We start from the raw sequence: 23902 nt of genomic DNA, 5'->3' as shown, positions 1-23902 counted from the left end.
TGCCCTGAGGGGGGAGGCACGTGCACCTGCGGCGCACTCCGGGCGGCAACCGCGAGCGGAGCACGGTCATTCCTCCTCCCGGCGTTCTCCCATCCCCCGCGCCCCGGGCACGCGGTCGACGGCCTGCCGCCTCCCGACCCCTGCTCGGACACCCGGGCTGTCTACACTCGGGAGGCGACGACGAAGGAGTGTGCGCGATGCCGGCGAGACCCCACCACCCCGTGAGCTACCGGCTGCTGCCGGCGCTCGGGGCCCTCCTGATCGCCGCGGTCCTCGCGCTGGTCCCCGCGACCGCGGCGACGGCCGAATCGCCCGTCTCCTTCTCCTCCTCCACCGTCCTCGACTCGGTCGGAGTGCTGAGCTCCGGAGAGACCGCCGAGATCGAGCAGGCCTCGCGGGCCCTCTACGACCAGCACCGCGTGCAGCTGTTCGTCGCCTTCGTCGACTCCTTCACCGATCCGTCCGACCGCGCCGCGTGGGCGGACGAGACCGCGACCCGCAACGGACTGGGCACCGACGACGTCCTCCTGGCCGTCGCGGTCGACGCCCGCCAGTACCAGGTGTCGGTCGCGCAGGGCTTCGCGCTCGACGACGCGCAGGTCTCCTCGCTCCAGTCCGACGACATCGAGCCGAGGCTCGCCGACGGCGACTGGGCCGGAGCCGCGGTGGCCGCCGCCGACGGGATCGGGCAGCGCCTCGACGCGCCCAGCGCCGGCGAGTCCCTCGGCTCGGGGCTGCTGATCGCGCTCGGCGTGCTCGCGGCCCTCGTCGTCATCGGCCTCGTGGTGCTGCTGCTCGTCCGCCGCGCGCGGAAGCGCCGCGCCCAGGAGGCGGTGGAGGCCTCGATCGACGAGCTCGCCACCCGTGCCGGGTCGGCCCTCGTCCACGCCGACGACGCCGTCCGCACCAGCGAGCAGGAGGTCGGCTTCGCGGAGGCGCAGTTCGGCGCCGACGCGACCGGCGCGTTCCGCGAGGCGCTCGTCACCGCGAAGCGCCTGCTCGGCGAGGCCTTCAGCCTGCAGCAGCGTCTCGACGACGCCGAGCCGGAGACCGATCAGGAGCGCCGCGACGGCTACCAGCGCATCCTCCAGCTCTGCGCCGACGCCGAGCAGACGCTCGACGAGCGCGCGAGTGCGTTCGAGGAGCTGCGCGACCTCGAGAAGAACGCGCCGCAGGTCGCCGCCGCGCTCACGGTCCGCGCCGCCGAGGTCGGCGACCGCCTCCCCTCGGCCCGCGCCCGCCTCGCCGAGCTCGCCTCCCGCTACGCGCCGACCGCGATCGACGACGTGGGCGACGACGCCGACCAGGCCGAGGACCGCCTCCGCTTCACCCGCGACCAGCTCGCCGGCGCCCAGCAGGCGCTGCAGGCCGGCGACTCCGGCCGCGCCGCCGTGCTGCTGCGCGCCGGGCAGCAGGCCGCCGAGCAGGCCTCCGGGCTCGTCGACGCGGTGGCGACGCGCGGCGACGAGCTGCAGAAGGCGGAGGCGTCGCTCGCCGGCCGCATCGCCGAGATCCGCGCCGACGTGGCGCAGGGACGAGCGCTCGCCGCCTCCCAGGACGCGGAGTCCGCCGCCCAGGCGCAGAACGTCGCCGCGGCGGTCGCCTCGACCGAGGCCGCCCTCGACGACGTCGAGCGCGCCGCCTCCGTGCGGCCGAACGACCCGCTCGCCCTGCTCGGGGCGCTCACCGCCGCCGACGCCACGATCGACGCCGCCGTCGGCGGGTTCCGCGACGCGCAGGCCCAGCGCGAGCGCGAGCGGGCCGCCCTCGGCGCCGAGCTCACCTCCGCCCGCAGCCGCGTCTCGGCCGCCGAGGACTTCATCGCGGCCCGCCGCGGCGCGGTCGGCTCGGAGGCGCGCACCCGCGTCGCCGAGGCCGCCCGCTCGGCCGAGTACGCCGAGCGCATCGCCGCCACCGACCCCCGCGAGGCTCTCGCCTCCGCCCAGCGCGCCTCGCAGCTCGCCCAGCAGGCGCTCGAGCGGGCGCGGGCCGACGCCGGCGCCTACTCCGCCCCGAACGCTGTCGGCAGCCCCTACGGTGGCGACACGACCGGCGCGTTCCTCGGCGGGATCCTGGTCGAGTCGCTCCTGGGAGGCGGACGCCGCAGCGGCTACCGCTCGGGCGGCTTCGGCGGAGGCGGGTTCAGCGGCGGCTTCGGCGGAGGCGGCTCGTCCCGGCGCTCCGGCGGCGGCGGCTTCGGCGGCGGGCGCAGCAGCGGCGGAGGCGGACGCCGCGGCGGCGGCGGGCGCTTCTGAGCGCCCCCGGGCATCCGCGCACGACCGACGACCACCACCTCCCCCACGACTCCGGCACCACCTCCGACATCCGGCACCACCCACGACGCAAGGAGAGACACCCATGGCTCAGAGACAGTCGATCTTCGGCCGCATCGCGCAGCTCGCGAAGGCCAACATCAACGCGCTCCTCGACCAGGCCGAGGACCCGCAGAAGATGCTCGACCAGATGGTCCGCGACTACACCGACAGCATCCGCGACGCCGAGGCGGCGATCGCCACCACGATCGGCAACCTGCGCCTGCTCGAGGACGACTACCGCGAGGACGTGCAGAACGCCCAGGAGTGGGGCGGCAAGGCCCTCGCCGCGAGCCGCAAGGCCGACGAGCTGCGCACCGGCGGGAGCGCCGGCGACGCCGACAAGTTCGACGCGCTGGCCAAGGTCGCTCTGCAGCGCCAGATCCAGTCCGAGAAGGAGGCGAAGGACGCCGAGCCGACCATCGCCTCGCAGACCGAGGTCGTCGACAAGCTCAAGTCGGGCCTGAACCAGATGCGCGAGAAGCTGCAGCAGCTCTCGAGCAAGCGCGACGAGCTGATCGCGCGCTCGAAGACCGTCGAGGCGCAGAGCCAGGTCCAGGACGCCGTGAAGAGCATCGACCTGATGGACCCGACGAGCGAGGTGAGCCGCTTCGAGCAGAAGATCCGCCGCGAGGAGGCGCGCGTCCGCGGCGCGGAGGAGCTCGCCTCCTCGAGCCTGGACGCGCAGTTCGAGTCGCTCGAGGACCTCGGTGAGATGACCGAGGTGGAGGCGCGCCTCGCCGCGCTCAAGTCCGGCCGCCCGCAGGACTCGATCGGCTCCTGAGCCCGTGCGCCTCCGGCGGTCCTGCCGGAGGCGCACTCCCCTTCCCGACACGCGCGGAGCGAAGGCTGGCAATCGCCATGGTGCGGTGCCGCCGCCGTCCCCGTAGTGTTCACACCAGGTTGCCCTTGACCCCGGTCGCCCTGATGCCGCGTCCGGCCCCTACCGACGCGGTGAACCATGAGCGGACCGCCCCCGTCGGGATCGCTCGCCGAGAGACCGTCGACGCCGACGGTCACCACGAAGAGCGAGGCGCCGATGAGCACCCCCACCACCACGTCCGTCACCGGAGGCGCCCCCCGCGTCGTCCGCACCCGCCCCCGCGCCGACGGCCGCGTCAACCCGACGACCGAGTACTCCGGTCTCCTCAGCACAGTCCGCGACGCGGGGCTCCTCCGCCGCCGCACCGGCTTCTACTACACGATGTTCGGCGCGCTGGTCCTCGCGCTCGGCGGCATCGTCACCGGCTTCGTCCTGCTGGGCGACTCCTGGTTCCAGCTCCTGCTCGCCGCCGCCCTCGGCATCGTGCTGACGCAATTCGCCTTCCTCGCCCACGAGGCCTCGCACCGCCAGGTGTTCGAGTCCGGCAGGGCCAACGACGTCGCCGGCCGCACCCTCGCGAACCTCTTCGTCGGCATCAGCTACTCCTGGTGGATGACCAAGCACAGCCGCCACCACGCGAACCCGAACGTGCTGGGCAAGGACCCGGACATCGAGCGCGACGTCGTCTCCTTCACCGCCGAGGACGCGGCCCGCTCGCGCGGCCTCTACGCCTGGCTCACCCGCCGCCAGGGGTACGCGTTCTTCCCGCTCCTGCTGCTCGAGGGCCTCAACCTGCACCTGCACGGCTTCCGCACCGTGTTCGGCAAGGGCAAGGTCGACAAGCGCTGGGTCGAGATCACCATGCTCGTCACCCGCGTCGGCCTCTACCTCGCCGTCGTCTTCTGGGCCCTCCCCCTCGGCATGGCGTTCGCCTTCGTCGGCGTGCAGCTGGGCGTCTTCGGCCTCTACATGGGCGCCTCGTTCGCGCCGAACCACAAGGGCATGCCGCTGCTGCCGAAGGAGGCGCGCGTCGACTTCCTCCGCCGCCAGGTCCTCACCTCGCGCAGCATCCGCAGCACCTGGTTCACCGACCTCTACATGGGCGGCCTCAACTACCAGGTGGAGCACCACCTCTTCCCGAACATGCCCCGCCCGGCGCTGCGCCGTGCGCAGGTCATCGCCAAGGAGTACTGCACCACCCACCAGATCCCCTACACCGAGACCTCGCTGATGGAGTCGTACGCGATCGTCGTCCGCTACCTCAACAAGGTCGGCCTGTCGGCCGGCGGCGACCCGTTCGACTGCCCCGCCGCCTCCGCCTACGGACGCTGAGCACTCCCCCTTCGGAGGCCCCTCGCACCTTCCCGGTGCGGGGGGCCTCCGTCGTTCGCGGGAGCGCAAGGGGGTGCCCCCGCGGGCGGCGGAGTCGTAGCGTCGGGACATGAGCAGCTCCGACTACGACATCGAGCCCACCCCCACCGACACGACCGACGGCGCCCGCACGCCCGACCCCGCCACCGAGACCGGCACCTCCGCGGGCCTCGACGAGGTCGGCGGCGCGGCCTCCCCCCTGGCCGACGGCGTCGGCGCCGACGGCGAGGAGCAGAACCCCCCGCTGCCCGACTGGGGCCCCACCGACGGCGTCCACGGCACCGACGCCGAGACCGACGCCTCGGGCACCGAGCAGCACTGACACGGCTCCGCGAGGGACCTCCCCGGCCGGTCGGCGAACGTTCCGACCGCGTTCCGAGGAGGTCCCTCCGTGTTCGCCGGAGGGTCGGCCGGTGCTCGGGCGGCGCGCCCTACACTGGCGAAATGCAGCCGACCGAACGCGCCCTCCGCGTGATCTCCTACAACCTCCGGGAGCACCGAGCGCACGCCGAGATCGCCCCCCTCGCCGCCCGCCACGACATCGACGTCCTGTGCCTGCAGGAGTGCGACACCACGAAGCTGCCGCAGGAGGTGGGCTCGCTCCGGCTCGCGTCCGTCACGGCCCGCAACCGCCTGGGCCTGGCCGTCTACTACTCGCAGGACCGCTTCGAGCTCTCCGGCAGCGCCGCGTTCGAGCTCAGCAAGTCCATGCACGACCGCGTGATGTCCCCCGCTCACGAGCGCCTGCTGGCCGTCCGCCTCGACGACCGCGACGGCGGATCGATCGCCGTCTCGTCCTTCCACGCAGCTCCGCTCTCGGCCGGCAACGCCTTGCGCCGCAAGCAGATCGACGAGGCGCTGAACCGGCTGCGCGAGTACGCGCCGGACACCCCCTCCCTGATGGTCGGCGACTACAACTACCCGTGGTTCTTCCGCGGACTCGACCGCCGGATGACCCGGAACGGCTACCTGGTCTCGCGGAGCGACTCCCCGACCTACGCGCGCTACCGCTACTTCAGCGGCCACTTCGACTTCGCGATCAGCGACTCCGTGCGGATCGAGCGGGTCTCCACGCTGCCCCAGGGCGTCTCGGACCACCTCCCGGTGATGGTCGACGCGCACTACGGCGTCTCCGCCGCCTGAGCGCGGGGCCCGCGGGCCCGCGCGGTCGGTAGGCTCAGGGGGTGACGACCCTGATCCTCGCCCGGCACGGAGAGACTGTCTGGCACTCCGAGAACCGCTTCGCGGGCTCCTCCGACATCGCGCTGACCCCCCGGGGCCAGGACCAGGCGGCGACTCTGGCCGCCTGGGCCGTCGACGCCGACCTCGAGGCGGTGTACTCCTCCACCCTGGTTCGGGCCGTGCGCACCGCCGTGCCCGCCGCGCGGGCGGCCCACCTCGAGCTGCAGCCCGACCCGGCCCTGGTCGAGGTCGACTTCGGCCGCGGCGAGGGGCTGACCACCGACGAGATGGAGAAGCGCTTCCCGGACGAGTACCATGCGTGGGTCGCCGCTCCGGCCATCCAGCCGATGCCCGGCGGCGAGTCCGGCCTCGACGCCGTCGCCCGCGCGAACACCTCGCTCGCCCGCATCCACCGCGAGCACCCCGACGGCCGCGTGCTCGTCGTCGCGCACGGCACGCTCATCCGCCTCCTGCTGTGCGCCTACCTCGGCATCAATCCGGAGACGTACCGGCACACCTTCCCGGTGGTCGACAACGTCTCGCTGACCACGCTGCGCTGGGACGCGACCGGCGTCGGCCTGCTCGGCTACAACGTCCCGCCCGTCCAGACGCAGCGGCGCTCCAGCTGAGCGCAGCGGTCGCTCCGGAGCGGCGCCCGGCGAGCGCGGGCTCGATCGGCCTGGTGCTCGGGTCGGTCGCGAGCGTGCAGCTGGGCGCCTCCTTCGCCGTGCTGCTCTTCCCCGCCGCGGGGCCTATCGGCACCGTCACGCTCCGGCTGGTGTTCTCAGCCGTCGTGCTGCTCCTGGTCTGCCGTCCGCGGCTGCGCGGCCACAGCCGGAGCGACTGGGCCACTGTCGCCGCCTACGGTCTCGCCCTCGGCGGGATGAACGCCTGCTACTACGAGGCCATCGCCCGGATCCCGCAGGGCGCCGCCGTCACCCTCGAGGTGCTCGGGCCGCTGACGCTCTCGGTGATCGCCGGGAGGAGCGTGCTGAGCCTGGTGTGGGCGGTGCTCGCGCTGGCCGGAGTGGTGACCCTGTCGCAGGGCGGGTTCTCGGCGCTGGACCCGGTCGGCGTCGGCTTCGCGCTGGGGGCCGCAGTGCTCTGGGCCGCGTACATCGTCTTCGCCGGCCGCACCGGCGGGCGGTTCCAGGGGATCGACGGGCTCGCGCTGGCGCTGGCGGCCGGCGCGATCGTGTCGCTGCCGTTCGGCATCGCCTCCGCCGGGCCCGCCCTGGTGGTGCCGCCGGTGCTGCTCCTCGGGCTCGCCGTGGCGGTGCTCTCCTCCGCGGTGCCCTACGCGCTGGAGCTGCTGGCGCTGCGGCGCCTGCGCTCCTCCACCTTCTCGATCCTGATGTCGCTCTCTCCCGGGGCGGCCGCGCTCTCGGGCTTCCTCGTGCTCGGCCAGCGCCTCAGCGCCGTCGAGGCCGTCGGGATCGCGCTCGTGGTCGCCGCGAGCATCGGAGCGGTGCGGACCGCACGGACCTCCGCCTGAGCGACGGTTCTTTTGTTAGGCTAACTATGTGCCATCGACCGAGATCGCTGAGATCCAGACCCCGCAGACCGATCTCCCGCTGACCTCCCTCGCGGGCGAGGTGCGGGCAGCGGTCGGCCGGCTCGGACGGCGGCTCCGGCAGGAGAAGGCCCAGCACGAGCTCAGCGATCCGCAGTTCAGCGTGCTCGCGCTCCTGCACCGCGAGGGCGCGAAGACCCTCGGCGAGCTGGCCGAGGCGGAGCGGGTCCGCCCGCCCTCGATGACCCGCACGGTCGGCTGCCTGGTCGACGAAGGACTCGCGGAGCGCCTCGCCGACCCCGCCGACGGCCGCGTCACCCGCATCCGCCCCACCCCGGCCGGCACCGCACTGGTGCTCGACGTGCGCCGCAGCCGCGACGCCTGGCTCGTGGCACGCCTCGAGGAGCTCCCTCCCGAGGACCTGCGCCTGCTCCACGACGCGGCGGCGGTCCTGCGCGCGGTGGCCGACCGATGAGCGCGATGTTCCGCTCCTTCGCCGTGCCGAACTACCGCATCTGGTTCGCGGGCGCGATGGTCTCGAACGTCGGCACCTGGATGCAGCGCACGGCCCAGGACTGGATCGTGATCAACGACCTGACCGACCACGACGCGACGGCGCTCGGCGTCACCATGGCGCTGCAGTTCGGACCGCAGCTCGTGATGGTCCCCTTCTCCGGCTTCATCGCCGACCGCTTCGACCGGCGGAAGCTCCTGATGGCCACCCAGGGCGCGATGGGCGCGCTCGGCCTCGGCCTGGGACTCATCGTCGTGACCGGGGTCGTCCAGCTCTGGATGGTCTACCTCTTCGCCCTGCTGCTCGGCTTCGCCGCGGCGATCGACGCGCCCGTGCGCCAGACGTTCGTCTCGGCGCTGGTCGAGGAGCGCGACCTCACCAACGCCGTCTCGCTGAACTCGGCCTCCTTCAACTCGGCGCGGATGATCGGACCGGCCCTCGCGGGCGTGCTGATCGCCGCGGTCGGCTCCGGCTGGGTCTTCCTCCTCAACGCCGCGAGCTTCCTCGCCGTCCTGCTCTCGCTGCGCGCGCTCCACCGCGACCAGCTCCGCAGCGCCCCGCGCGCCACCCGCGGCCCGGGTGCGCTGCTGGAGGGGTTCCGCTACGTCTCGAAGCGGCCGGACATCCTCGTGGTGCTCGCGATCGTGTTCCTGATCGGCACCTTCGGCCTGAACTTCCCGATCTTCGCCTCGACGATGGCGACCGTCGAGTTCGACATGGGGGCGAGCGAGTTCGGCCTGCTCTCCTCCGCCATCGCCGTCGGCTCGGTGCTGGGAGCGCTCCTCTCGGCTCGCCGCGACCGCCCGAGGCTCCGGCTCATCGTCGGCGCCTCCGCGGCGTTCGGCGTCGCGCTCGCGCTGGCCGGCGTCATGCCGACGGTCTGGGCGTTCGCGATCCTGCTCCCCTTCGTCGGCATCGCGGCGCAGACGCTGATGACCTCGGCCAACGGCTACGTGCAGCTCTCGACCGCCCCCGAGATGCGGGGCCGGGTCATGGCGCTGTACATGGCGATCTTCGTCGGCGGCACTCCGATCGGCGCGCCACTGATCGGCTGGGTCGCGAACGCCTACGGTCCGCGCCAGGCGATGCTGGTCGGCGCCGCCTCCGGGATCGCGGCGGCCGCCATCGGACTCGCCTTCCACCTCCGTCTGCGCCGCGCCTCCCGGCTCGCGGCCCCCGAGCCGGAGGCTCTGCCGGCGACCGGCGGTGTCCCCCTGCTGCGCCCCCGCGCCTAGGCTCCGTCAGCCGGTCCGCGCGCCGGGGCGGCTCCGCGGACAGCCCGCTCGACGGGTCGCCCCCGACGCCGGGCGCGTCCGCCACCCGCCCTCAGGCCTCGCGGGTGATCTCGACGCGGACGAAGAGCTTCGACGAGCGGGGCCCGGCGAACACCCCGCGCAACGGCGCGATGTCGTTGTAGTCGCGGCCGCGGCCGACGATGACGTGGCGGTCGCCGATGTCGATCAGGTTCGTCGGGTCGTAGCCGCGCCAGGCTCCTCCGCAGAACCACTCGACCCACGCGTGCGACTCCCCCACCACGGTCTCGCCGATCTCCGCGTGCGGCTTGGGGTGCAGGTAGCCCGAGACGTAGCGCGCCGGGATGCCCACCGAGCGCAGAGCCCCGAGCACGATGTGCGTGATGTCCTGGCAGACGCCCTCGCGCGCGGTCCACGACTCCGTCGCGGTGGAGTGCACGCCGGTGACGCCCTGCCGGTAGGTCATCGCCCGGCCGATCGTCTCGGCGATCGTGAGCGCAGCCTCGCACGGCCCGGCCGCCTCGTCCGCGAGCGAGCGCGCCATCGCCGCGAGGTCCTCCGGCGGCGCGGTGCGGTGGGTCTGCTTCGACTGCTCCACGTACTCGGTGCGCGTCTCGACCTGCTCGGACAGCTGATCCCACCCGGTCGGGTGGTCGGGGTGCTGCTTCGGCCGGATCTCGACGAGCGAGGTCGCCGTCAGCGAGAGCTCGCGGTGGGCGTCGAGCACGTCGAACGACGAGACGCGGGTGCCCCAGTAGTCGGTGTAGGCGTGCACCGAGGTCACCGGCCGGATGTCGAGGTTCGAGAACAGCACCAGCTGCCCGTCCGAGGAAGCGGGAAGCATCCGCGCCTCGTTGTAGGACGCGACCACGTCCCCCGCGTAGGTGAAGCCCGTGGTGTGCCTGATGCGCAGCCTGCTCACAGCGCCTCCCCGATCCAGCTCGGCATGACGTTGGTGGGGAAGTACCGCTGGCGGATCGCCTCGGACGCGGCCGAGGTCGCCTCCTGCACGCTGTCCATGTGCCGCGGGAGGTCCTCGAGGATGTCGGTGATCGGCCGGAACTCCAGCTCGCTGCGGATCCGCCCGAGGACGCGCTGCGCGTCGCCGGAGTGGCCGATGCGGCCGGTGCGCGGCTCGATGTCGCGCATGCACGCCTCCGCCCGCGAGACCGAGAAGAGGATCGAGCGCGGGAACAGCCGGTCCAGGAGGAGGAACTCGGCCGCGTTCCGCGCGCTCGGCACGCCCCGGTAGGTGCGCAGGTACGCCTCGTAGGCGCCGCAGGAGCGGAGGATCGTGGTCCAGGAGGGGCCGCTCGCCTCGGTCAGCGAGCGGGTGGCGAGCAGGCGGGCGGTCATGTCGGCGCGCTCGATCGAGCGGCCGAGCGTGAAGAACTGCCAGGCCTCGTCGCGCGAGGTCGCCGACTCGATGATGCCGACGGCGAGGGCGGAGCGCTCGCGCACCCAGCTGAAGAACTCCGACACCCGCTCGCCCGAGACGCGGCGCGGCATGCGGGTGCGCGTGGTGTTGAGGCACTCCCAGAGCTCGGTCGAGACGATCTCGCGCGCCCGGCGGGCGTTCTCGCGGGCCGCGCCGAGCGAGTAGGCGATCGAGGCGGGGTTCGTGCGGTCGATCGCGAGGATCGCCAGTACGTCGGCACGGGTGATCTCGCGCATGTCGTCGGGCGGGGTCGAGCCCATCACCGACAGGAGCGAGCGGCAGGCCGTGTCCTCGTCGATCCACGGGTCCTCGAGCAGGAGCTGGAGGTGGACGTCGAGGATGCGGGCGGTGCCGTCGGACCGCTCGATGTAGCGGCCGATCCAGAACAGCGACTCGGCGATCCGGGAGAGCATCAGTCGTCCTCCCCCGCCGCGAGCGTCTGCTGCTGCTGCTGGTCCTGGTCGGTGTTCGGCGCGTCCTGCGGCGAGTGGTCGGGCGTGTGGTTGAGCGGGTAGACGATCGGGATGGAGCTGGTGACCGCGGCCTGCTCGGCGACGAGCGCCTGGATGTCGCGCGCCTCGGGATCGGCGCTGCGCGCCTCCTCGAGGCCGACCACCCAGGTGTCCTTCGATCCGCCGCCCTGCGACGAGTTGACGACGAGCTGCCCCTCGGGGAGCGCGACGCGGGTCAGGCCGCCGGGCAGCACCCAGACGTCGGTGCCGTCGTTCACGGCGAAGGGCCGCAGGTCGGCGTGCCGGGGGCGCATGCCGTCGTCGACGAGGGTGGGGATGGTGGAGAGCTGCACGACCGGCTGCGCGATCCAGCCGCGCGGGTCGGCCTGGAGGCGGGAGCGCAGCTCCGCGAGCTCCTTCGCCGAGGCGGCCGGCCCGACGACCAGGCCCTTGCCGCCGGAGCCGTCGACCGGCTTCACGACGAGCTCGTCGAGGCGGTCGAGCACCTCCTCGAGCGCTCCCGGGTCCTCGAGCCGCCACGTGTCGACGTTCTTGATCACCGGCTCCTCCGAGAGGTAGTAGCGGATGAGGTCGGGCAGGTAGGTGTAGACGAGCTTGTCGTCGGCGACGCCGTTGCCGACCGCGTTGGCGATCGTGACGTTCCCGAGCCGGGCCGCGAGCATCAGCCCGGGCGAGCCGAGCATCGAGTCGGCGCGGAACTGCAGCGGATCGAGGAACTCGTCGTCCACGCGGCGGTAGATCACGTCGACCCGGGTCGGGCCGGAGGTGGTGCGCATGAACACCTTGCCGCCCGTGCAGAACAGGTCGCGGCCCTCGACCAGCTCGACGCCCATGAGGCGGGCGAGGAGGGTGTGCTCGAAGTAGGCGGAGTTGTAGACGCCCGGGGTGAGCACGACCACGGTCGGGTCGTCGACGCCCTCGGGGGCGGAGGCGCGGAGGGCCTGCAGCAGCTTGTTCGGGTAGTCGCCGACCGGGCGCACCCGCATCGAGACGAACAGCTCGGGCAGCGTCTGCGCCATCACCCGGCGGTTCGAGATGACGTAGGAGACGCCGGAGGGCACGCGGACGTTGTCCTCGAGGACCCGCCAGCCGCCCTTCTCATCGCGGATCAGGTCGATCCCGGACACCTGGATCCGCACGCCGTTCGCGGGGACGATGCCCGCGGCCTGCCGGTGGAAGTGGCTGGAGCTCGAGATCAGCCCGGCGGGGATGACGCCGTCGGCCACGGCGTTCTGCGGGCCGTAGACGTCGGCGAGGAACGCCTCGAGAGCACGGACCCGCTGCTTGATGCCGGTCTGCACCTCGTTCCACTCGGCGCGCTCGATCACCCGGGGGACGGCGTCGAGGGGGAACGGCCGCTCCTCCCCCGCGAAGTCGAAGGTGACGCCCTGCGCGAGGTAGGAGGAGGCGAGCGCGTCGGTGCGGCCGCGCAGCTCCTCCTGGGTCATCCGCGCGAGCGAGGAGTAGATGTCGCGGTAGGCGCCGCGGACCCCGTCGGGGCCTCCGGTCGACGCCACGTCGGCGAACATCTCGTCCCAGGGGGTGGCGCCCGTGTCGGGCCGCTCGACCTTCTGGGACCCGTATCCGTCGAAGAGGTCACCCATGGCACGACTCTAGTGCGGGGCGTATTGCGGGGATGTTTCGGGCGGCCGCGGGGCGAGCGGGGCGGGTCGGCGACGTCCGGGCACGGCGCCTCCGCCGTCCTGCGACAGCCCGGCGGAGGCCCGGGGATCCTCGGGAATGGATCCGGCCGCACGTGGTTGAATGAGGATGTACATGCAAACGCATGGACCAGGCCCCACCGGGCCGGAGGACAGAAGGAGCGCCTGATGCAGTTCGGCATCTTCACGGTCAGCGACATCACGACCGACCCCACGACCGGACGGACCCCGTCCGAGTCCGAGAAGATCCAGGCGACCCTCGCGATCGCGCTGAAGGCGGAGGAGATCGGCCTCGACGTCTTCGCCCTGGGCGAGCACCACAACCCGCCGTTCTGGTCCTCCTCCCCCACCACCACGCTCGGCTACCTCGCGGCGAAGACCGAGAGGATCACGCTCTCCACCGCGATGGCCCTCATCACCACGAACGACCCCGTGAAGCTCGCCGAGGACTACGCGATGCTCCAGCACCTCGCCGGCGGCCGCGTCGACCTGATGCTCGGCCGCGGCAACACCGGCCCCGTCTACCCGTGGTTCGGCAAGGACATCCGCCGCGGCATCGAGCTGACGATCGAGAACTACGACCTGCTGCACCGCCTGTGGACCGAGGACTTCGTCGACTGGGAGGGCCAGTTCCGCACGCCCCTCCAGGGCTTCCAGTCGACCCCGCGCCCCCTCGACGGCGTCGCGCCGTTCGTGTGGCACGGATCGATCCGCTCGCCGCAGATCGCCGAGCAGGCCGCCTACTACGGCGACGGCTTCTTCGCGAACCACATCTTCTGGCCCGCCTCGCACACCCAGAAGATGGTGCAGCTCTACCGCCAGCGCTTCGAGCACTACGGCCACGGGACCGCCGATCAGGCGATCGTCGGCCTCGGCGGGCAGATCTTCCTGGCGAAGAACTCGCAGGACGCGGTCTCGCAGTTCCGCCCCTACTTCGACAACGCCCCCGTCTACGGCCACGGCCCCTCGCTCGAGGACTTCACGGAGCAGACCCCGCTCACCGTCGGCTCCCCGCAGCAGATCATCGACCGCACCCTCGGCTTCCGCGAGTACGTCGGCGACTACCAGCGCCAGCTCTTCCTGATGGACCACGCGGGACTCCCGCTGAAGACCGTCCTGGAGCAGATGGACATGCTCGGCGAGATCCTCCCCGCCCTCCGCGCCGGCTTCGCCGAGGGCCGCCCCTCGCACGTGCCCGACGCCCCCACCCACGCCTCCCTCGTGGCCGCGCGCGACGCGCAGCCCGCGGCCGAGCCCGTCACCGTCTAGTCAGGAGCTCTCCATGGACACCCGCAGGATCACCGTCCTCTCGGCCGGCCTCAGCCAGCCGTCCTCGACCCGGCTGCTCGCCGACCGCCTGGCCGACGCCGCCGAGTCCTCCCTCACCGAGCAGGGCTTCGCCGTCGAGCGGAGCGTCGTGGAGCTGCGCGACCTCGCGCACGACGTCACGAACAACCTCCTCACCGGCTTCGCGAGCCCCGCTCTGCAGACCGCGCTCGACGCGGTCGCCGGCGCCGACGGCCTGATCGCCGTGACGCCGATCTTCACCACCAGCTACAGCGGGCTCTTCAAGTCGTTCGTCGACGTGCTCGACACGGAGGCGCTGCGCGGCCTGCCCGTGCTGCTGGCGGCCACGGGCGGGTCCCCCCGCCACTCCCTGGCCGTCGACTACGCGATGCGCCCGCTCTTCACCTACCTGCACGCGGCGCCCCTCGCGACCACCGTGTTCGCGGCGACGGACGACTGGGGCGGCGCGACCGAGGACGGACGGGCGCTGCCCTCGCGCATCGAGCGCGCCGGACGCGAGCTGGCCGATCAAGCCGCCCGCTCCTCCCGCTCGGGCTCCACGCCCGACCCGTGGGCGCTCGACGGCTCGTTCGAGGGGATGCTCGGCCGCCGCGGCTGAACGCCCGCCGGGCGGATCGGCCGCTCCTCTCATGGATCGGCCGATCCGTCCAGCCGCGATACCCGCGGCCCTGCCGGAATAGCCTGCCCCCGGGAGCCTGCCGCTGGCCCCCGGAAGGAGGCCGTCATGGGCCTGACCAGCAAGGGGCTCCCCTCGGGGGCTCTCGACCTCTCGCAGCTCGGACGCGCGGTCCTCGACCGCCGCCGCTTCCTCGGAGCGCTCGGCGTCGCCGCCTCCGTCCCGGTCCTCTCCGGCTGCGGCTTCGCCCCCGCGGGCCCCGCGGCGAGCGCCGGCAGCGACACCCTCACCTTCACCACCTGGGGCACCGACGCCGAGCTGGCCGGCTTCCAGCGCGCGATCGACGCGTTCCAGTCGGCGAACGCCGGCGCCACCGTGACCCTCAACGCGGTCCCGTACGAGCAGATGTTCACCAACATCGACGCGCAGCTGCAGGCGGGCAACCCGCCGGACGTCTTCCGGGTCCCGTACTACACGTTCGGCAGCTACGCCGGCCGTGACCAGCTCCTGGACCTGTCGGGCTTCCTCGACTCCGACGTCGCCGAGCGGTTCACCGATCCGGCCTGGGCCGCGGTGCAGAGCGGCGGGAGCCCCTTCGGCGTCCCCCACCACACCGACACCTCGCTGATCCTCTACAACACCCAGGTGCTGGCCGACGCGGGCGTCACCTCCTTCCCCTCCTCGCCCGAGGAGGCGTGGACCTGGGAGGAGTTCACCGAGGTCGGGCGGAAGCTGCGCGCCTCGCTCCCCGCCGAGCGCTACCCCTTCGCCTACAACTGGCAGGGCAACGGCGTCACGCGCTGGCTCAGCCTGCTCTTCCAGGCCGACGGCCGCTTCCTCACCGAGGACCTGTCCGGGCCCGCGATCGACTCCGCCGCCGGCCGCGCCGCGATCGACTTCAGCCGCAGCTTCTTCACCGACGGCCTCGTGCCGCCGAGCAGCTCCGTGCAGGCGACCACCTACGCCAGCGACCTCTGGTACTCGCAGACCACCGCGATGACCTTCGCCGGCGCGTTCCTCATCCCCGACGCCGACTCCACCCTCGACTTCGAGTGGGGCGCCACCTACTCCCCGCGCAACGTGCGCGGAGGCGGCGACTTCGGCGGCAACGCCCTCGTCGCGACCAAGGCCGCGAAGAACCCGGAGCTGGCCGCCTCCTTCCTCGCGTTCGTGACGGAGGAGGAGGCGATGCGCGACTTCTGCGCCGGCGCCTCCCTCCTCCCCACCCGTCGCGACCTCACGGAGTCGGGCATCGAGTTCGCCGTGCGCCCCGAGCTCGCCGAGGTGTTCCTCGGCCAGGCGGGCACCGTCCAGGCGTCCGACTCGGCGCAGGTCGCCTCGCCCGACATGGCCGCGATCATCACGGTGCTCAAGGAGCAGCTGGAGCAGGCCTTCGTCGGCGGGCGCAGCACCGAGGACACCATCGCCGGCCTCACCTCCGGCATCGCGGCCGCGACGCAGTGAGCCGGTCGGTCCTCGCGCCGGAGGCGGTGACCGCCCGCCCCCGGCGCACCTCCCGCGCCCCCGCACGCGAGACGGCGGCCGCCTACGCGTTCCTCGCGCCGAACCTGCTGATGCTCGGCCTGTTCGTGTTCGTCCCCCTGGGCGGCGCGTTCCTGATCGGCTTCCAGCGCACGAACGGCTTCGGCGACGGCGTCTTCGTCGGGCTCGACAACTACGCGCGGCTGCTCGGCGACGGCCTCTTCTGGCGCTCGACGCTGAACACGGCGCTGTTCACCCTGATCGTGACCCCGCTCTCGATGGCGCTGGGCCTCGGCGCGGCGGTGCTGATGAACTCGGTGCTGCCCGCGCGTCCGGTGTTCCGCAGCATCCTCATCCTGCCGATGGCGGTCTCCGGCGTGGCGACGGCGCTGATGGGCGTGCTGATCTTCGACGAGAACAGCGGCGTGCTCGACGGCATGCTCCAGACGATCGGCCTCCCCCGCATCGCCTGGCAGTCCGGCGGAGCGGCGGCCTTCGCCTCCGTGGTGCTCGTCACCCTGTGGTGGCGCACCGGCTTCAACATGCTGATCTACCTGGCGGGGCTGCAGGGGGTGAACCCGGCGCTCTACGAGGCGGCCCGGCTCGACGGAGCGAACGCGTGGCAGCAGTTCCGCCACGTGACGCTGCCGCTGGTCGGCCCGTCGTCGTTCTTCCTGCTCATCCTCAACGTCATCTACTCGTTCCAGGTGTTCGACATCGTCTTCGTGCTCACCGGCGGCGGACCGCAGAACGCGACCTCGGTGCTCGTGACCTACGCCTACGACACCGGGTTCGTCACCCGCGACCAGGGCTACGCCGCGGCCATCGGCATCGTGCTGCTGATCCTGACCATGATCTTCACCGCGGTGCAGTGGCGCACCAACCGCTCGAGGGACCTCGTCGAATGATCCGCACGTCGCGCACCTCGCGCCTGCTCCGCCTCGCCCTCGCCCTCGGTGTCTCGGTGGTCATCGTCTTCCCGCTGTACTGGATGGTCGTCGTCGCGTTCTCCTCGCGGTCCGAGCTGCTCGGCGGCACCCTCCGCCTCTGGCCGCGCGAGCTGACGCTGGTGAACTTCGAGCGGGTGTTCTCGTCGTTCCCCGTGGCGACCTGGTTCGGCAACTCCCTCGCGATCAGCCTGGTCACCGCGCTGATCACCGTGACGATCAACCTGCTCGGCGGCTACGCCTTCGCGCAGCTGCGGTTCCGCGGATCCGGAGTGCTCTTCCTCCTGGCCCTGTCGACGCTCACCCTGCCCGTGCAGGTGATCATGGTGGCGCTGTTCCGGCTCGTCACCGACCTCGGCCTCTACGGGAGCTACTGGGCGGTGATCCTGCCGACGGCGGCATCGGCGTTCGGGCTGTTCCTGGCGCGGCAGTTCATCCTCGCGATCCCGCGGGACCTGATCGAGGCGGCCCGGATCGACGGCGCCGGGCACTTCCGCGTGTTCACGGCCATCGTCCTCCCCCTCTCGAAGCCGCTCATCGCCGTGCTCTTCTTCATGTCGCTGCTCGGCTCCTGGAACGACTTCGCCTGGCCGCTCATCGCCCTGAAGGAGAACGCGCTGTTCACGCTCCCGATCGGGCTGCTCTTCCTCCAGGGGCAGTTCGGCAGCGACTACGGAGCGACCATGGCGTTCGCCCTGGTGAACGTCGTGCCGATGGTGGTGCTGTTCCTGGTGTTCCAGCGCTACTTCGTGCAGGGCTTCGCGCGCAGCGGCCTCCGCTGACCCCGCGGCGGGGGGTGCGGATCGGTGCGCTGAGCGGCCATTCGTCCCCCCGTCCGGGGCCGGGAGTGTCAATCCCCCCGTTCCGCCGACCCGGCCGGCGCCGCCCCGGGGTACCGTCGTCGCAGGCGCCCACCTCGTGCGCTCCGGAGCGCACCGTTCGAGCGGAAGGCGGGATCGCCATGAGTACCGTCGCCGCGAACGCCGCCCAGCAGAAGGTGGCCGGCCGCTACTACCTGATCGAGCGAATCGGCTCCGGCGGGATGGGCTCGGTCTACCGGGCCCGCGACGAGACCGTGCAGCGCGAGGTCGCCGTGAAGGTGTTCCGCGCGGAGGCCTCGAACCCCGAGGACGTGGCCCGCCAGGAGCGCGAGGTGCGGATGCTGAGCTCCTTCGCCCACCCCGGCATCGTCAACCTCTTCGACGCGGGGCTGCACAACTTCGGCGGCGAGGTCCGCCGCTACGTCGTGATGGAGCTCGTCGCCGACCCCACGATGGAGGCGCGGCTCGAGTCCGGCCCCCTCCCGGCGGCGGAGGTCGCGGCGATCGGCACGCAGCTCGCCGAGGCCCTGGCCTACCTGCACGAGCGCGGCGTCGTGCACCGCGACGTGAAGCCCGCGAACATCCTGGTCAGCGAGGTCGCCTCCAGCGGCTACGCCCGCACCGCCAAGCTCACCGACTTCGGCGTGGCCCACTTCATGGACGGCTCCCGCCTCACCAGCGACGGCGTCGTGATCGGCACCGCGAGCTTCGTCAGCCCGGAGCAGGTCGCGGGCGAGCCGATCAGCGGAGCGAGCGACGTCTTCTCCCTCGGCCTGGTCCTCCTCGAGGCGATCACCGGTCACCGCGAGTACTCGGGCACGGTCCTCGAGGCGGCGATCGCCCGCCTCCACCGCAGCCCCTCCGTGCCCGACACGCTGCCGGCGGAGTGGCGGGCGCTGCTGACCTCGATGACGCAGCGGGACCCGGAGAAGCGGCCGACCGCCGACGAGGTCGCGCACCGGCTCCGAAGCGGGATGACGACGGGCTCGGCTTCGGGCACGCCGACCGCCTCGGACTCGCGCGCGGCACGGATCCGGCGCTCCGTGATCATCGGCTCGAGCGTGGTCGGCGTCGGCGCGATCGCGGCGCTGTCGTGGATGCTCGGAGCGCTCGCCGGTCGCTGACCGTTCGGGCGCGGGGCCCTAGGCCTCGCCGGGGAACGCGGGACGGAGCACGATCCTCGTCCAGGCGCCCACGTAGATCCGGTCGCCCTCCTCGACCTCGCGGCGCTGACCGGCGGCGATCGGCGACTGCGGGAGCGCAGCCCCGGCCGGGGCGAGGTACGTGCCGTTCGCCGACTGCAGATCCTCGACCCACCAGCGGTAGCCGTCGGTGCTCAGCTGGCAGTGGCGCCGCGAGACACCGGAGTCGGAGCCGCAGTCCACCTGCGGCGAGATGCCGCGGGAGACGGACGGGCGGCCGACGAGCAGGGTGCGCTCGCGGAGGACGACGGTCGCGGGCGGGCCGGGCGAGGGCATGGGGTCGTCGGCGCGCTGCTCGGCGTACCACTCCGGGTCGACCCAGAGCTCGGCGATCCACGGGCGGTCCGGGTCCGCGGAGGCGGCGGCGGGGTGGGCGGAGCCGGTGGCCGGCGCGGACGCGGCCTCCTCCTCCGACGCTGAGGCCCCGGGTGCCGCGTCGGGGGCTGCGGCCTCGGGTGCAGGGGCCTCCGGGATCACCTCGGTCGGCGGAGCGGCGGGCGGCGCGGTCGCGACGGGGGTGTCGAAGCCGGCCTCCTGCTCCGGGACCAGCTCGGTGGGAGCCGCGGGATCGGCCTGCGGCGCGGGCGCCTCGCCCAGGTGCTGGGCCGGGTCCCCCGACGGCGTCGCGGAGCCGCCGACCTCGCCCGGAGCGCGGACGGCACCGGAGGAGGTGAACGGATCGGCCTCGGGGAGGGAGCCGGTCGTGAAGTCGTAGCCGCAGTTCTCGCAGAACAGGGCGCCGGGCTCGTTCGGGAACGAGCAGTGCGGGCAGACCGAGGGGCCGGTCGGGATCGCGGTGGTCGGCGCGGCGGGAGCGGGCGACGGGGCCGCAGCGGCACCGATGGGCGCCCCGCAGACGTCGCAGTAGTCGCCGGACTGGGAGGTGTGCCCCTCGGGACAGCGGAAGCTCACTTGCGCACCCGCGTGGTCTTGGTCGACGCGGTGTCCAGCGCCATCTCGTCGAGGCGGTCCACGCCGCGCTTGAGCCGCACGGTGCCCTCGTTCGGGTTGTCGATCTCGACGACCTTCCGCAGCTTCGCGGTCGCCTCGTCGTTCCCGGTGACGGAGGCGAGCTGCACCGCGCGCCCGAGCTTGACCGTGGCGGTCGCCTCGTCGCCCCGCGCCTTGGCTGCGAGCCCGTCCTGGATCGCCGAGGCGAGCTCGGTCTGGCCGGTGTAGTGGGCGACGGCGGGGTCGATGCGGGCGGTCAGGGCGGAGTCGTCCGTCCAGCGCGCCTTCACCAGGGCGGAGGCGACCACCTCGTCGCGCACGCTGAGCTGCACCCGCGCGGCGAGCTGCTCCGAGCCGACCGGCTTCGACGCGACCCGGACCGCCACGTGGTACTCCCGCGACTCGTCGCCCCAGGCGCCGGTCGGGTAGGCGCCGGTGAGCGGGTTCACGGCGTTCCGCCGGGAGCTGAGGTCCTCGAGGTTCGGCGCGACCTGACGGACGAACAGCAGCTGCGCGCCCTGCGGAGTCCAGACGCGGAGCTCGCCGTTGGCGACTCCCCGGCCCATCGACGCCCGCATCAGCGACTCGAAGTCGGCGGCCATGTCGGCCGGGTTCGCGATCAGGCCCACGGTGCCCAGCAGGGCGCTCGCGATGGTGCGCGCCTCCTCGACGATCCAGCGGGAGCCGACGCCGCGCACGTCGCACTGGAAGTCGCCCGACGCCGCGCGGATCGCCGCGTCCAGCTGCATCCGCGACTCGTGCTCGTTCTTGCCGTCGGTGAGGAGGATCGCGTGCCTCTGTGTCGCCTCCGGCACGGTCGCGAACAGCTGGCGGGCGAGGGTCAGCCAGGTGCCCATCGCGGTGCCGCCGTCGGCCTGGAGGTAGCCGATCGCCTCCTTCGCCGCGGCTCGCGCCCCCGGCTCCATCCGCACCATCGAGACGGTGGCGTTGGGGTACGGGAAGGCGCGGTCGGCGCGCTCGGACCCGGCCACGACGGCGAAGAAGGTGCCGTCCAGGATCTGGTCGACCGCCACGGCGGCGGCGCGCTTGGCGGCCGTCATGTTCTCGCCGGTCATCGATCCGGAGCAGTCCACGATGATGATCTCGGCCGCGGCCCCGTCGGACCCGGCGACCCCCGTGCCGGACGCGGTCACCGTGACGATGGCGTGCACGTCGGTGGCGCCGTCCGAGAGGAACTCGTTCTGGAAAACACTCGCGCTGAACTCCGCCATTCCGGCAGTTTACGGGGACGCCCGGCCCGAGCGGCCCTCCATCGCCGAGGATCGGCCGGGCATCGCGGCCCGACGCCTGCACGACAGCTGTCGAGGCCGGCGGAGGCGGGTCGAGCGCCGCCGGAGCGCCCCCGTCAAGCCCGCCGCGACCGGACGCCGCCGATGCCAGGGTGGAGCCGTGCCTCCCTGGACCCTCGCCCTCGCCAGCGGCGCCATCGGCGGCGCCACCCTCCTGATCGGCGCCGCGCTCGCCTGGTTCGTGCGCGTGCCCCCGAAGCTCACCGCCGCGATCTCCGCCTTCGGAGCAGGGGTGCTGATCTCGGCGCTCGCCTACGAGCTCGTGCAGGAGGCGGCGGACGACGGAGGACTGCTCCCGACGATCCTCGGCACGCTCGCGGGAGCCGTCGTCTTCGTCGGCGCGGACGCGCTGCTCACCCGCGCCGGCGCGGGGAACCGCAAGAGCGCGAAGGGGTCGGGTGGAGGAGGAGGCGCGGCCATCGCGGCCGGCGCCCTGATCGACGGGGTCCCCGAATCGATCGTGCTCGGCCTCTCGGTCGCCCAGGGCGGCGCGGGAGCGGCGATCAGCGTGCCCATCGTCGCCGCGGTCGCGATCTCGAACCTCCCCGAGGGCCTGTCCTCGACGGTCGGCATGAAGGCCGACGGCCGCTCCGCCCGCTACGTCTTCACCGTCTGGGGCGGGATCGCCGCGATCTCGGCCGCCGCGGCGCTGGTCGGCTTCCTGGTCTTCGCCACCGCACCGGGCGCGGTCGTGGCCTTCGTGACGACCGTCGCCGCCGGCGCGATCCTCGCCATGATCTCGAACACGATGATCCCCGAGGCGTTCGACCGCGACGACGTGCTCACCGGGCTGTACGCGGTGCTCGGGTTCGTGACGGCGTTCGCCTTGCACAGTGCTGGTTAGGACGCCGCTCCCCGCGCGGCGTCCCGCAGTCGGCTCGAGCGCATGGCCGGGTCCCGAGGAGCGGGTCGCGCACGGCGACGCGGATCCGCTGGAACGCGGATCCCCGGATACGCCTCGCGAGGACGCCGCTCCCCGCGCGGCGTCCCGCAGTCGGCTCCAGCGCGGGGCCGGGTCCCGAGGAGCGGGTCGCGCACGGCGACGCGGGTCCGCTGGAACGCGGATCCCCGGATACGCCTCGCGAGGACGCCGCTCCCCGCGCGGCGTCCCGCAGTCGGCTCCAGCGCGGGGCCGGGTCCCGAGGAGCGGGTCGCGCACGGCGACGCGGATCCGCTGGAACGCGGATCCCCGGATACGCCTCGCGAGGACGCCGCTCCCCGCGCGGCGTCCCGCAGTCGGCTCCAGCGCGGGGCCGGGTCCCGAGGAGCGGGTCGCGCACGGCGACGCGGATCCGCTGGAACGCGGATCCCCGGATACGCCTCGCGAAGACGCCGCTCCCCGCGGAACGGAGTGCGGTCAGCCGCTGAAGGCGGTGAGGGCGTCGTCGAGGATGCCGAGGCCGCGGGCGACCTCGGCGGGGGTGATGACGGCCGGCGGGACCACGTGGATCCGGTTGTCGGCGGTGAAGGGCAGGAGACCGCGGGACAGCAGGTCGGTCTTGAGGCGGGCGACGGAGGCCGCCGGCAGCGGGGTGCGCGCGGCCCGGTCGGTGACCAGCTCCAGGGCCCAGAACACTCCGGAGCCCCGGACCTCGCCGATCAGGTCGTGCTTCGCCTCGAGCGCCGCCAGGCCGGGGGCCAGGTGCTCCGAGCCGATGGTGCGCGCGTTGTCGACGATCCCCTCCTCCTCCATCGCCTCGAGCGTCGCGACGACGCTGGCCGCGGCGAGCGGGTGGCCCGAGTAGGTGAGACCGCCGGGGAAGACGCGCTCGTCGAAATGGTGGGCGATCGGATCCGAGATGACGACACCGCCGATCGGGACGTAGCCGGAGTTGACGCCCTTCGCGAAGGTGATCAGGTCGGGGCGCACGTCGAAGGCGTCGAAGGCGAACCACTCCCCCGTGCGCCCGAAGCCCGCCATGACCTCGTCGAGGATCAGCTGGATGCCGTACCGGTCGGCGATCTCGCGCACACCCGCGAGGTAGCCGGGCGGCGGGGTGAGCACGCCGGCGGTGCCGGGGATGGTCTCGAGGAGGAACGCGGCGATCGACTCCGGCCCCTCCGCCTGCACGACGCGCTCGAGGTGGTGGAGGGCGCGCTCGCACTCCTGCTCGAGGGTCTCGGCCCAGAACTCGCTGCGGTACAGGTAGGGCCCGAAGGCGTGCACGTGCCCGCGGGAGTACTCGTTCGGGATGCGGCGCCAGTCGCCGGTCGAGACGATCGCCGCTCCCGTGTTGCCGTGGTACGAGCGGTACAGCGAGACGACCTTGTCGCGGCCGGTGAACAGCCGCGCCATGCGTATCGCGTTCTCGTTCGCATCCGCGCCGCCGTTGGTGAAGAAGACCTTCTCCATGCCCTCGGGTGCCCGCTCGGTGATCAGGCGGGCCGCCTCGGCGCGGGTCTCGTTCGCGTAGGCGGGGCCGACGGTGGTGAGGACGCCCGCCTGCTCCTGGATCGCGGCGACGACCTTCGGGTGCTGGTAGCCGATGGTGACGTTCACGAGCTGGCTCGAGAAGTCGAGGTAGCGGGTGCCGTCGACGTCCCAGACCTCGGCGCCGAGACCGCCCGCGATCGGCAGCGGGTTCAGCGCGCCCTGCGCCGACCAGGAGTGGAACACGCGGGACCGGTCGGCGGCGGTGACCGAGGCGTTGTCGCGGACGGTGGGGGCGATCGAGGACGTCATGCTCCCCATCGTGCCGCGCGCGCCTCGGAAGCGGGCGTGCGG

Annotated in this window: 22 protein-coding genes; 16 read left to right on the top strand and 6 right to left on the bottom strand. The window is 73.0% G+C overall.

The genetic code is table 11. The features are described 5' to 3' along the window. Positions 1-197: 197 nt before the first annotated feature. From C5D50_RS07545 to C5D50_RS07505, 9 genes are all read left to right on the top strand, one after another. Complete coding sequence (locus C5D50_RS07545) at positions 198-2255, top strand: TPM domain-containing protein (RefSeq protein ID WP_104283198.1); 2058 nt, start codon at positions 198-200, stop codon at positions 2253-2255. A 103-nt stretch (positions 2256-2358) separates the two neighbouring features. Then, a complete protein-coding gene (locus C5D50_RS07540) occupies positions 2359-3096 on the top strand; it encodes a PspA/IM30 family protein (RefSeq protein ID WP_104223858.1) in 738 nt (245 codons plus the stop codon). A 255-nt stretch (positions 3097-3351) separates the two neighbouring features. Next, entirely contained in the window at positions 3352-4467 is a 1116-nt protein-coding gene (locus C5D50_RS07535) for an acyl-CoA desaturase (RefSeq protein WP_104261457.1), read from the top strand. Between the two features lie 109 nt (positions 4468-4576). Then, a complete protein-coding gene (locus tag C5D50_RS07530; RefSeq protein ID WP_104246865.1) occupies positions 4577-4828 on the top strand; it encodes a hypothetical protein in 252 nt (83 codons plus the stop codon). Positions 4829-4950: 122 nt separating this feature from the next. Then, on the top strand, positions 4951-5649 hold the full coding sequence (locus C5D50_RS07525) for an endonuclease/exonuclease/phosphatase family protein (RefSeq protein WP_104283194.1): 699 nt from the start codon (positions 4951-4953) through the stop codon (positions 5647-5649). A gap of 41 nt (positions 5650-5690) precedes the next feature. Then, positions 5691-6317, top strand: coding sequence for a histidine phosphatase family protein (locus C5D50_RS07520; protein WP_104223854.1), 627 nt, complete (start codon positions 5691-5693; stop codon positions 6315-6317). Positions 6318-6370: 53 nt separating this feature from the next. After that, positions 6371-7183, top strand: a complete 813-nt coding sequence (locus tag C5D50_RS07515; protein ID WP_244230592.1) for a DMT family transporter — start codon at positions 6371-6373, stop codon at positions 7181-7183. A 28-nt stretch (positions 7184-7211) separates the two neighbouring features. Beyond that, positions 7212-7676 carry a MarR family winged helix-turn-helix transcriptional regulator gene (locus tag C5D50_RS07510; protein ID WP_258069583.1) on the top strand — a complete coding sequence of 155 codons (465 nt, stop codon included), beginning with the start codon at positions 7212-7214 and terminating at the stop codon, positions 7674-7676. Next, positions 7673-8950: an MFS transporter gene (locus C5D50_RS07505; protein ID WP_104283193.1), complete on the top strand. Its 1278-nt coding sequence runs from the start codon at positions 7673-7675 to the stop codon at positions 8948-8950. The genes C5D50_RS07510 and C5D50_RS07505 overlap by 4 nt, the downstream gene beginning before the upstream one ends. Positions 8951-9041: 91 nt before the next feature. Here the strand turns inward: C5D50_RS07505 and C5D50_RS07500 are convergent, their stop codons facing one another. The 3 genes from C5D50_RS07500 to C5D50_RS07490 are packed head-to-tail and all read right to left on the bottom strand — an operon-like array spanning position 9042 to position 12483. After that, entirely contained in the window at positions 9042-9890 is an 849-nt protein-coding gene (locus C5D50_RS07500; protein WP_104223852.1) for a transglutaminase family protein, read from the bottom strand. Further along, entirely contained in the window at positions 9887-10819 is a 933-nt protein-coding gene (locus C5D50_RS07495; protein WP_104223851.1) for an alpha-E domain-containing protein, read from the bottom strand. Before C5D50_RS07495 ends, C5D50_RS07500 begins: the two co-directional genes overlap by 4 nt. Next, a complete protein-coding gene (locus tag C5D50_RS07490; RefSeq protein ID WP_104258103.1) occupies positions 10819-12483 on the bottom strand; it encodes a circularly permuted type 2 ATP-grasp protein in 1665 nt (554 codons plus the stop codon). Before C5D50_RS07490 ends, C5D50_RS07495 begins: the two co-directional genes overlap by 1 nt. Positions 12484-12708: 225 nt before the next feature. Here C5D50_RS07490 and C5D50_RS07485 point away from each other — a divergent pair, with 225 nt between their 5' ends. The 6 genes from C5D50_RS07485 to C5D50_RS07460 all read left to right on the top strand — a co-directional run bounded on the left by C5D50_RS07485 (position 12709) and on the right by C5D50_RS07460 (position 18838). After that, on the top strand, positions 12709-13809 hold the full coding sequence (locus C5D50_RS07485) for an LLM class flavin-dependent oxidoreductase (protein WP_104223849.1): 1101 nt from the start codon (positions 12709-12711) through the stop codon (positions 13807-13809). A gap of 13 nt (positions 13810-13822) precedes the next feature. Further along, positions 13823-14446 (top strand): FMN reductase, encoded by a 624-nt coding sequence (locus C5D50_RS07480; protein ID WP_104249848.1) that lies wholly within the window; start codon positions 13823-13825, stop codon positions 14444-14446. A gap of 126 nt (positions 14447-14572) precedes the next feature. Beyond that, positions 14573-15928, top strand: a complete 1356-nt coding sequence (locus C5D50_RS07475; protein WP_104223847.1) for a sugar ABC transporter substrate-binding protein — start codon at positions 14573-14575, stop codon at positions 15926-15928. 26 nt (positions 15929-15954) lie between these two features. Beyond that, positions 15955-16854, top strand: a complete 900-nt coding sequence (locus tag C5D50_RS07470) for a carbohydrate ABC transporter permease (RefSeq protein WP_244229482.1) — start codon at positions 15955-15957, stop codon at positions 16852-16854. Continuing rightward, the gene (locus C5D50_RS07465; protein WP_104223846.1) at positions 16851-17675 is read left to right on the top strand and encodes a carbohydrate ABC transporter permease; all 825 of its coding nucleotides are present in this window, start codon (positions 16851-16853) and stop codon (positions 17673-17675) included. Before C5D50_RS07470 ends, C5D50_RS07465 begins: the two co-directional genes overlap by 4 nt. Positions 17676-17854: 179 nt before the next feature. Beyond that, positions 17855-18838 carry a serine/threonine-protein kinase gene (locus C5D50_RS07460; protein WP_104283192.1) on the top strand — a complete coding sequence of 328 codons (984 nt, stop codon included), beginning with the start codon at positions 17855-17857 and terminating at the stop codon, positions 18836-18838. 18 nt (positions 18839-18856) lie between these two features. Here C5D50_RS07460 and C5D50_RS07455 read toward each other — a convergent pair whose 3' ends face one another. Together C5D50_RS07455 and C5D50_RS07450 are read right to left on the bottom strand one after the other, a co-directional pair. Next, a complete protein-coding gene (locus C5D50_RS07455) occupies positions 18857-19828 on the bottom strand; it encodes an FHA domain-containing protein (RefSeq protein ID WP_104283191.1) in 972 nt (323 codons plus the stop codon). Next, positions 19825-21099, bottom strand: a complete 1275-nt coding sequence (locus tag C5D50_RS07450) for a VWA domain-containing protein (protein ID WP_104238603.1) — start codon at positions 21097-21099, stop codon at positions 19825-19827. Before C5D50_RS07450 ends, C5D50_RS07455 begins: the two co-directional genes overlap by 4 nt. Before the next feature lie 178 nt (positions 21100-21277). On the opposite strand from C5D50_RS07450, the gene C5D50_RS07445 reads away from it, so the two are divergent. Then, positions 21278-22021, top strand: a complete 744-nt coding sequence (locus tag C5D50_RS07445; RefSeq protein WP_104223842.1) for a ZIP family metal transporter — start codon at positions 21278-21280, stop codon at positions 22019-22021. A gap of 513 nt (positions 22022-22534) precedes the next feature. Here C5D50_RS07445 and C5D50_RS07440 read toward each other — a convergent pair. Further along, entirely contained in the window at positions 22535-23860 is a 1326-nt protein-coding gene (locus C5D50_RS07440; protein ID WP_104283190.1) for an aspartate aminotransferase family protein, read from the bottom strand. Positions 23861-23902: the final 42 nt, after the last annotated feature.

It is taken from the genome of Rathayibacter sp. RFBD1 (assembly GCF_002932915.1).
In the GTDB taxonomy this organism is placed as follows: domain Bacteria; phylum Actinomycetota; class Actinomycetes; order Actinomycetales; family Microbacteriaceae; genus Rathayibacter.
This window is presented reverse-complemented; position numbering and strand designations above follow the sequence as displayed.

What these genes read in the sequence shown, in the direction of transcription:
- C5D50_RS07545 (WP_104283198.1), top strand. Translation starts at nt 198, where the DNA reads ATGCCGGCGAGACCCCACCACCCCGTGAGCTACCGGCTGCTGCCGGCG.
- C5D50_RS07540 (WP_104223858.1), top strand. Translation starts at nt 2,359, where the DNA reads ATGGCTCAGAGACAGTCGATCTTCGGCCGCATCGCGCAGCTCGCGAAG.
- C5D50_RS07535 (WP_104261457.1), top strand. Translation starts at nt 3,352, where the DNA reads ATGAGCACCCCCACCACCACGTCCGTCACCGGAGGCGCCCCCCGCGTC.
- C5D50_RS07530 (WP_104246865.1), top strand. Translation starts at nt 4,577, where the DNA reads ATGAGCAGCTCCGACTACGACATCGAGCCCACCCCCACCGACACGACC.
- C5D50_RS07525 (WP_104283194.1), top strand. Translation starts at nt 4,951, where the DNA reads ATGCAGCCGACCGAACGCGCCCTCCGCGTGATCTCCTACAACCTCCGG.
- C5D50_RS07505 (WP_104283193.1), top strand. Translation starts at nt 7,673, where the DNA reads ATGAGCGCGATGTTCCGCTCCTTCGCCGTGCCGAACTACCGCATCTGG.
- C5D50_RS07495 (WP_104223851.1), bottom strand. Translation starts at nt 10,819, where the DNA reads ATGCTCTCCCGGATCGCCGAGTCGCTGTTCTGGATCGGCCGCTACATC.
- C5D50_RS07490 (WP_104258103.1), bottom strand. Translation starts at nt 12,483, where the DNA reads ATGGGTGACCTCTTCGACGGATACGGGTCCCAGAAGGTCGAGCGGCCC.
- C5D50_RS07485 (WP_104223849.1), top strand. Translation starts at nt 12,709, where the DNA reads ATGCAGTTCGGCATCTTCACGGTCAGCGACATCACGACCGACCCCACG.
- C5D50_RS07480 (WP_104249848.1), top strand. Translation starts at nt 13,823, where the DNA reads ATGGACACCCGCAGGATCACCGTCCTCTCGGCCGGCCTCAGCCAGCCG.
- C5D50_RS07475 (WP_104223847.1), top strand. Translation starts at nt 14,573, where the DNA reads ATGGGCCTGACCAGCAAGGGGCTCCCCTCGGGGGCTCTCGACCTCTCG.
- C5D50_RS07465 (WP_104223846.1), top strand. Translation starts at nt 16,851, where the DNA reads ATGATCCGCACGTCGCGCACCTCGCGCCTGCTCCGCCTCGCCCTCGCC.
- C5D50_RS07460 (WP_104283192.1), top strand. Translation starts at nt 17,855, where the DNA reads ATGAGTACCGTCGCCGCGAACGCCGCCCAGCAGAAGGTGGCCGGCCGC.
- C5D50_RS07450 (WP_104238603.1), bottom strand. Translation starts at nt 21,099, where the DNA reads ATGGCGGAGTTCAGCGCGAGTGTTTTCCAGAACGAGTTCCTCTCGGAC.
- C5D50_RS07440 (WP_104283190.1), bottom strand. Translation starts at nt 23,860, where the DNA reads ATGACGTCCTCGATCGCCCCCACCGTCCGCGACAACGCCTCGGTCACC.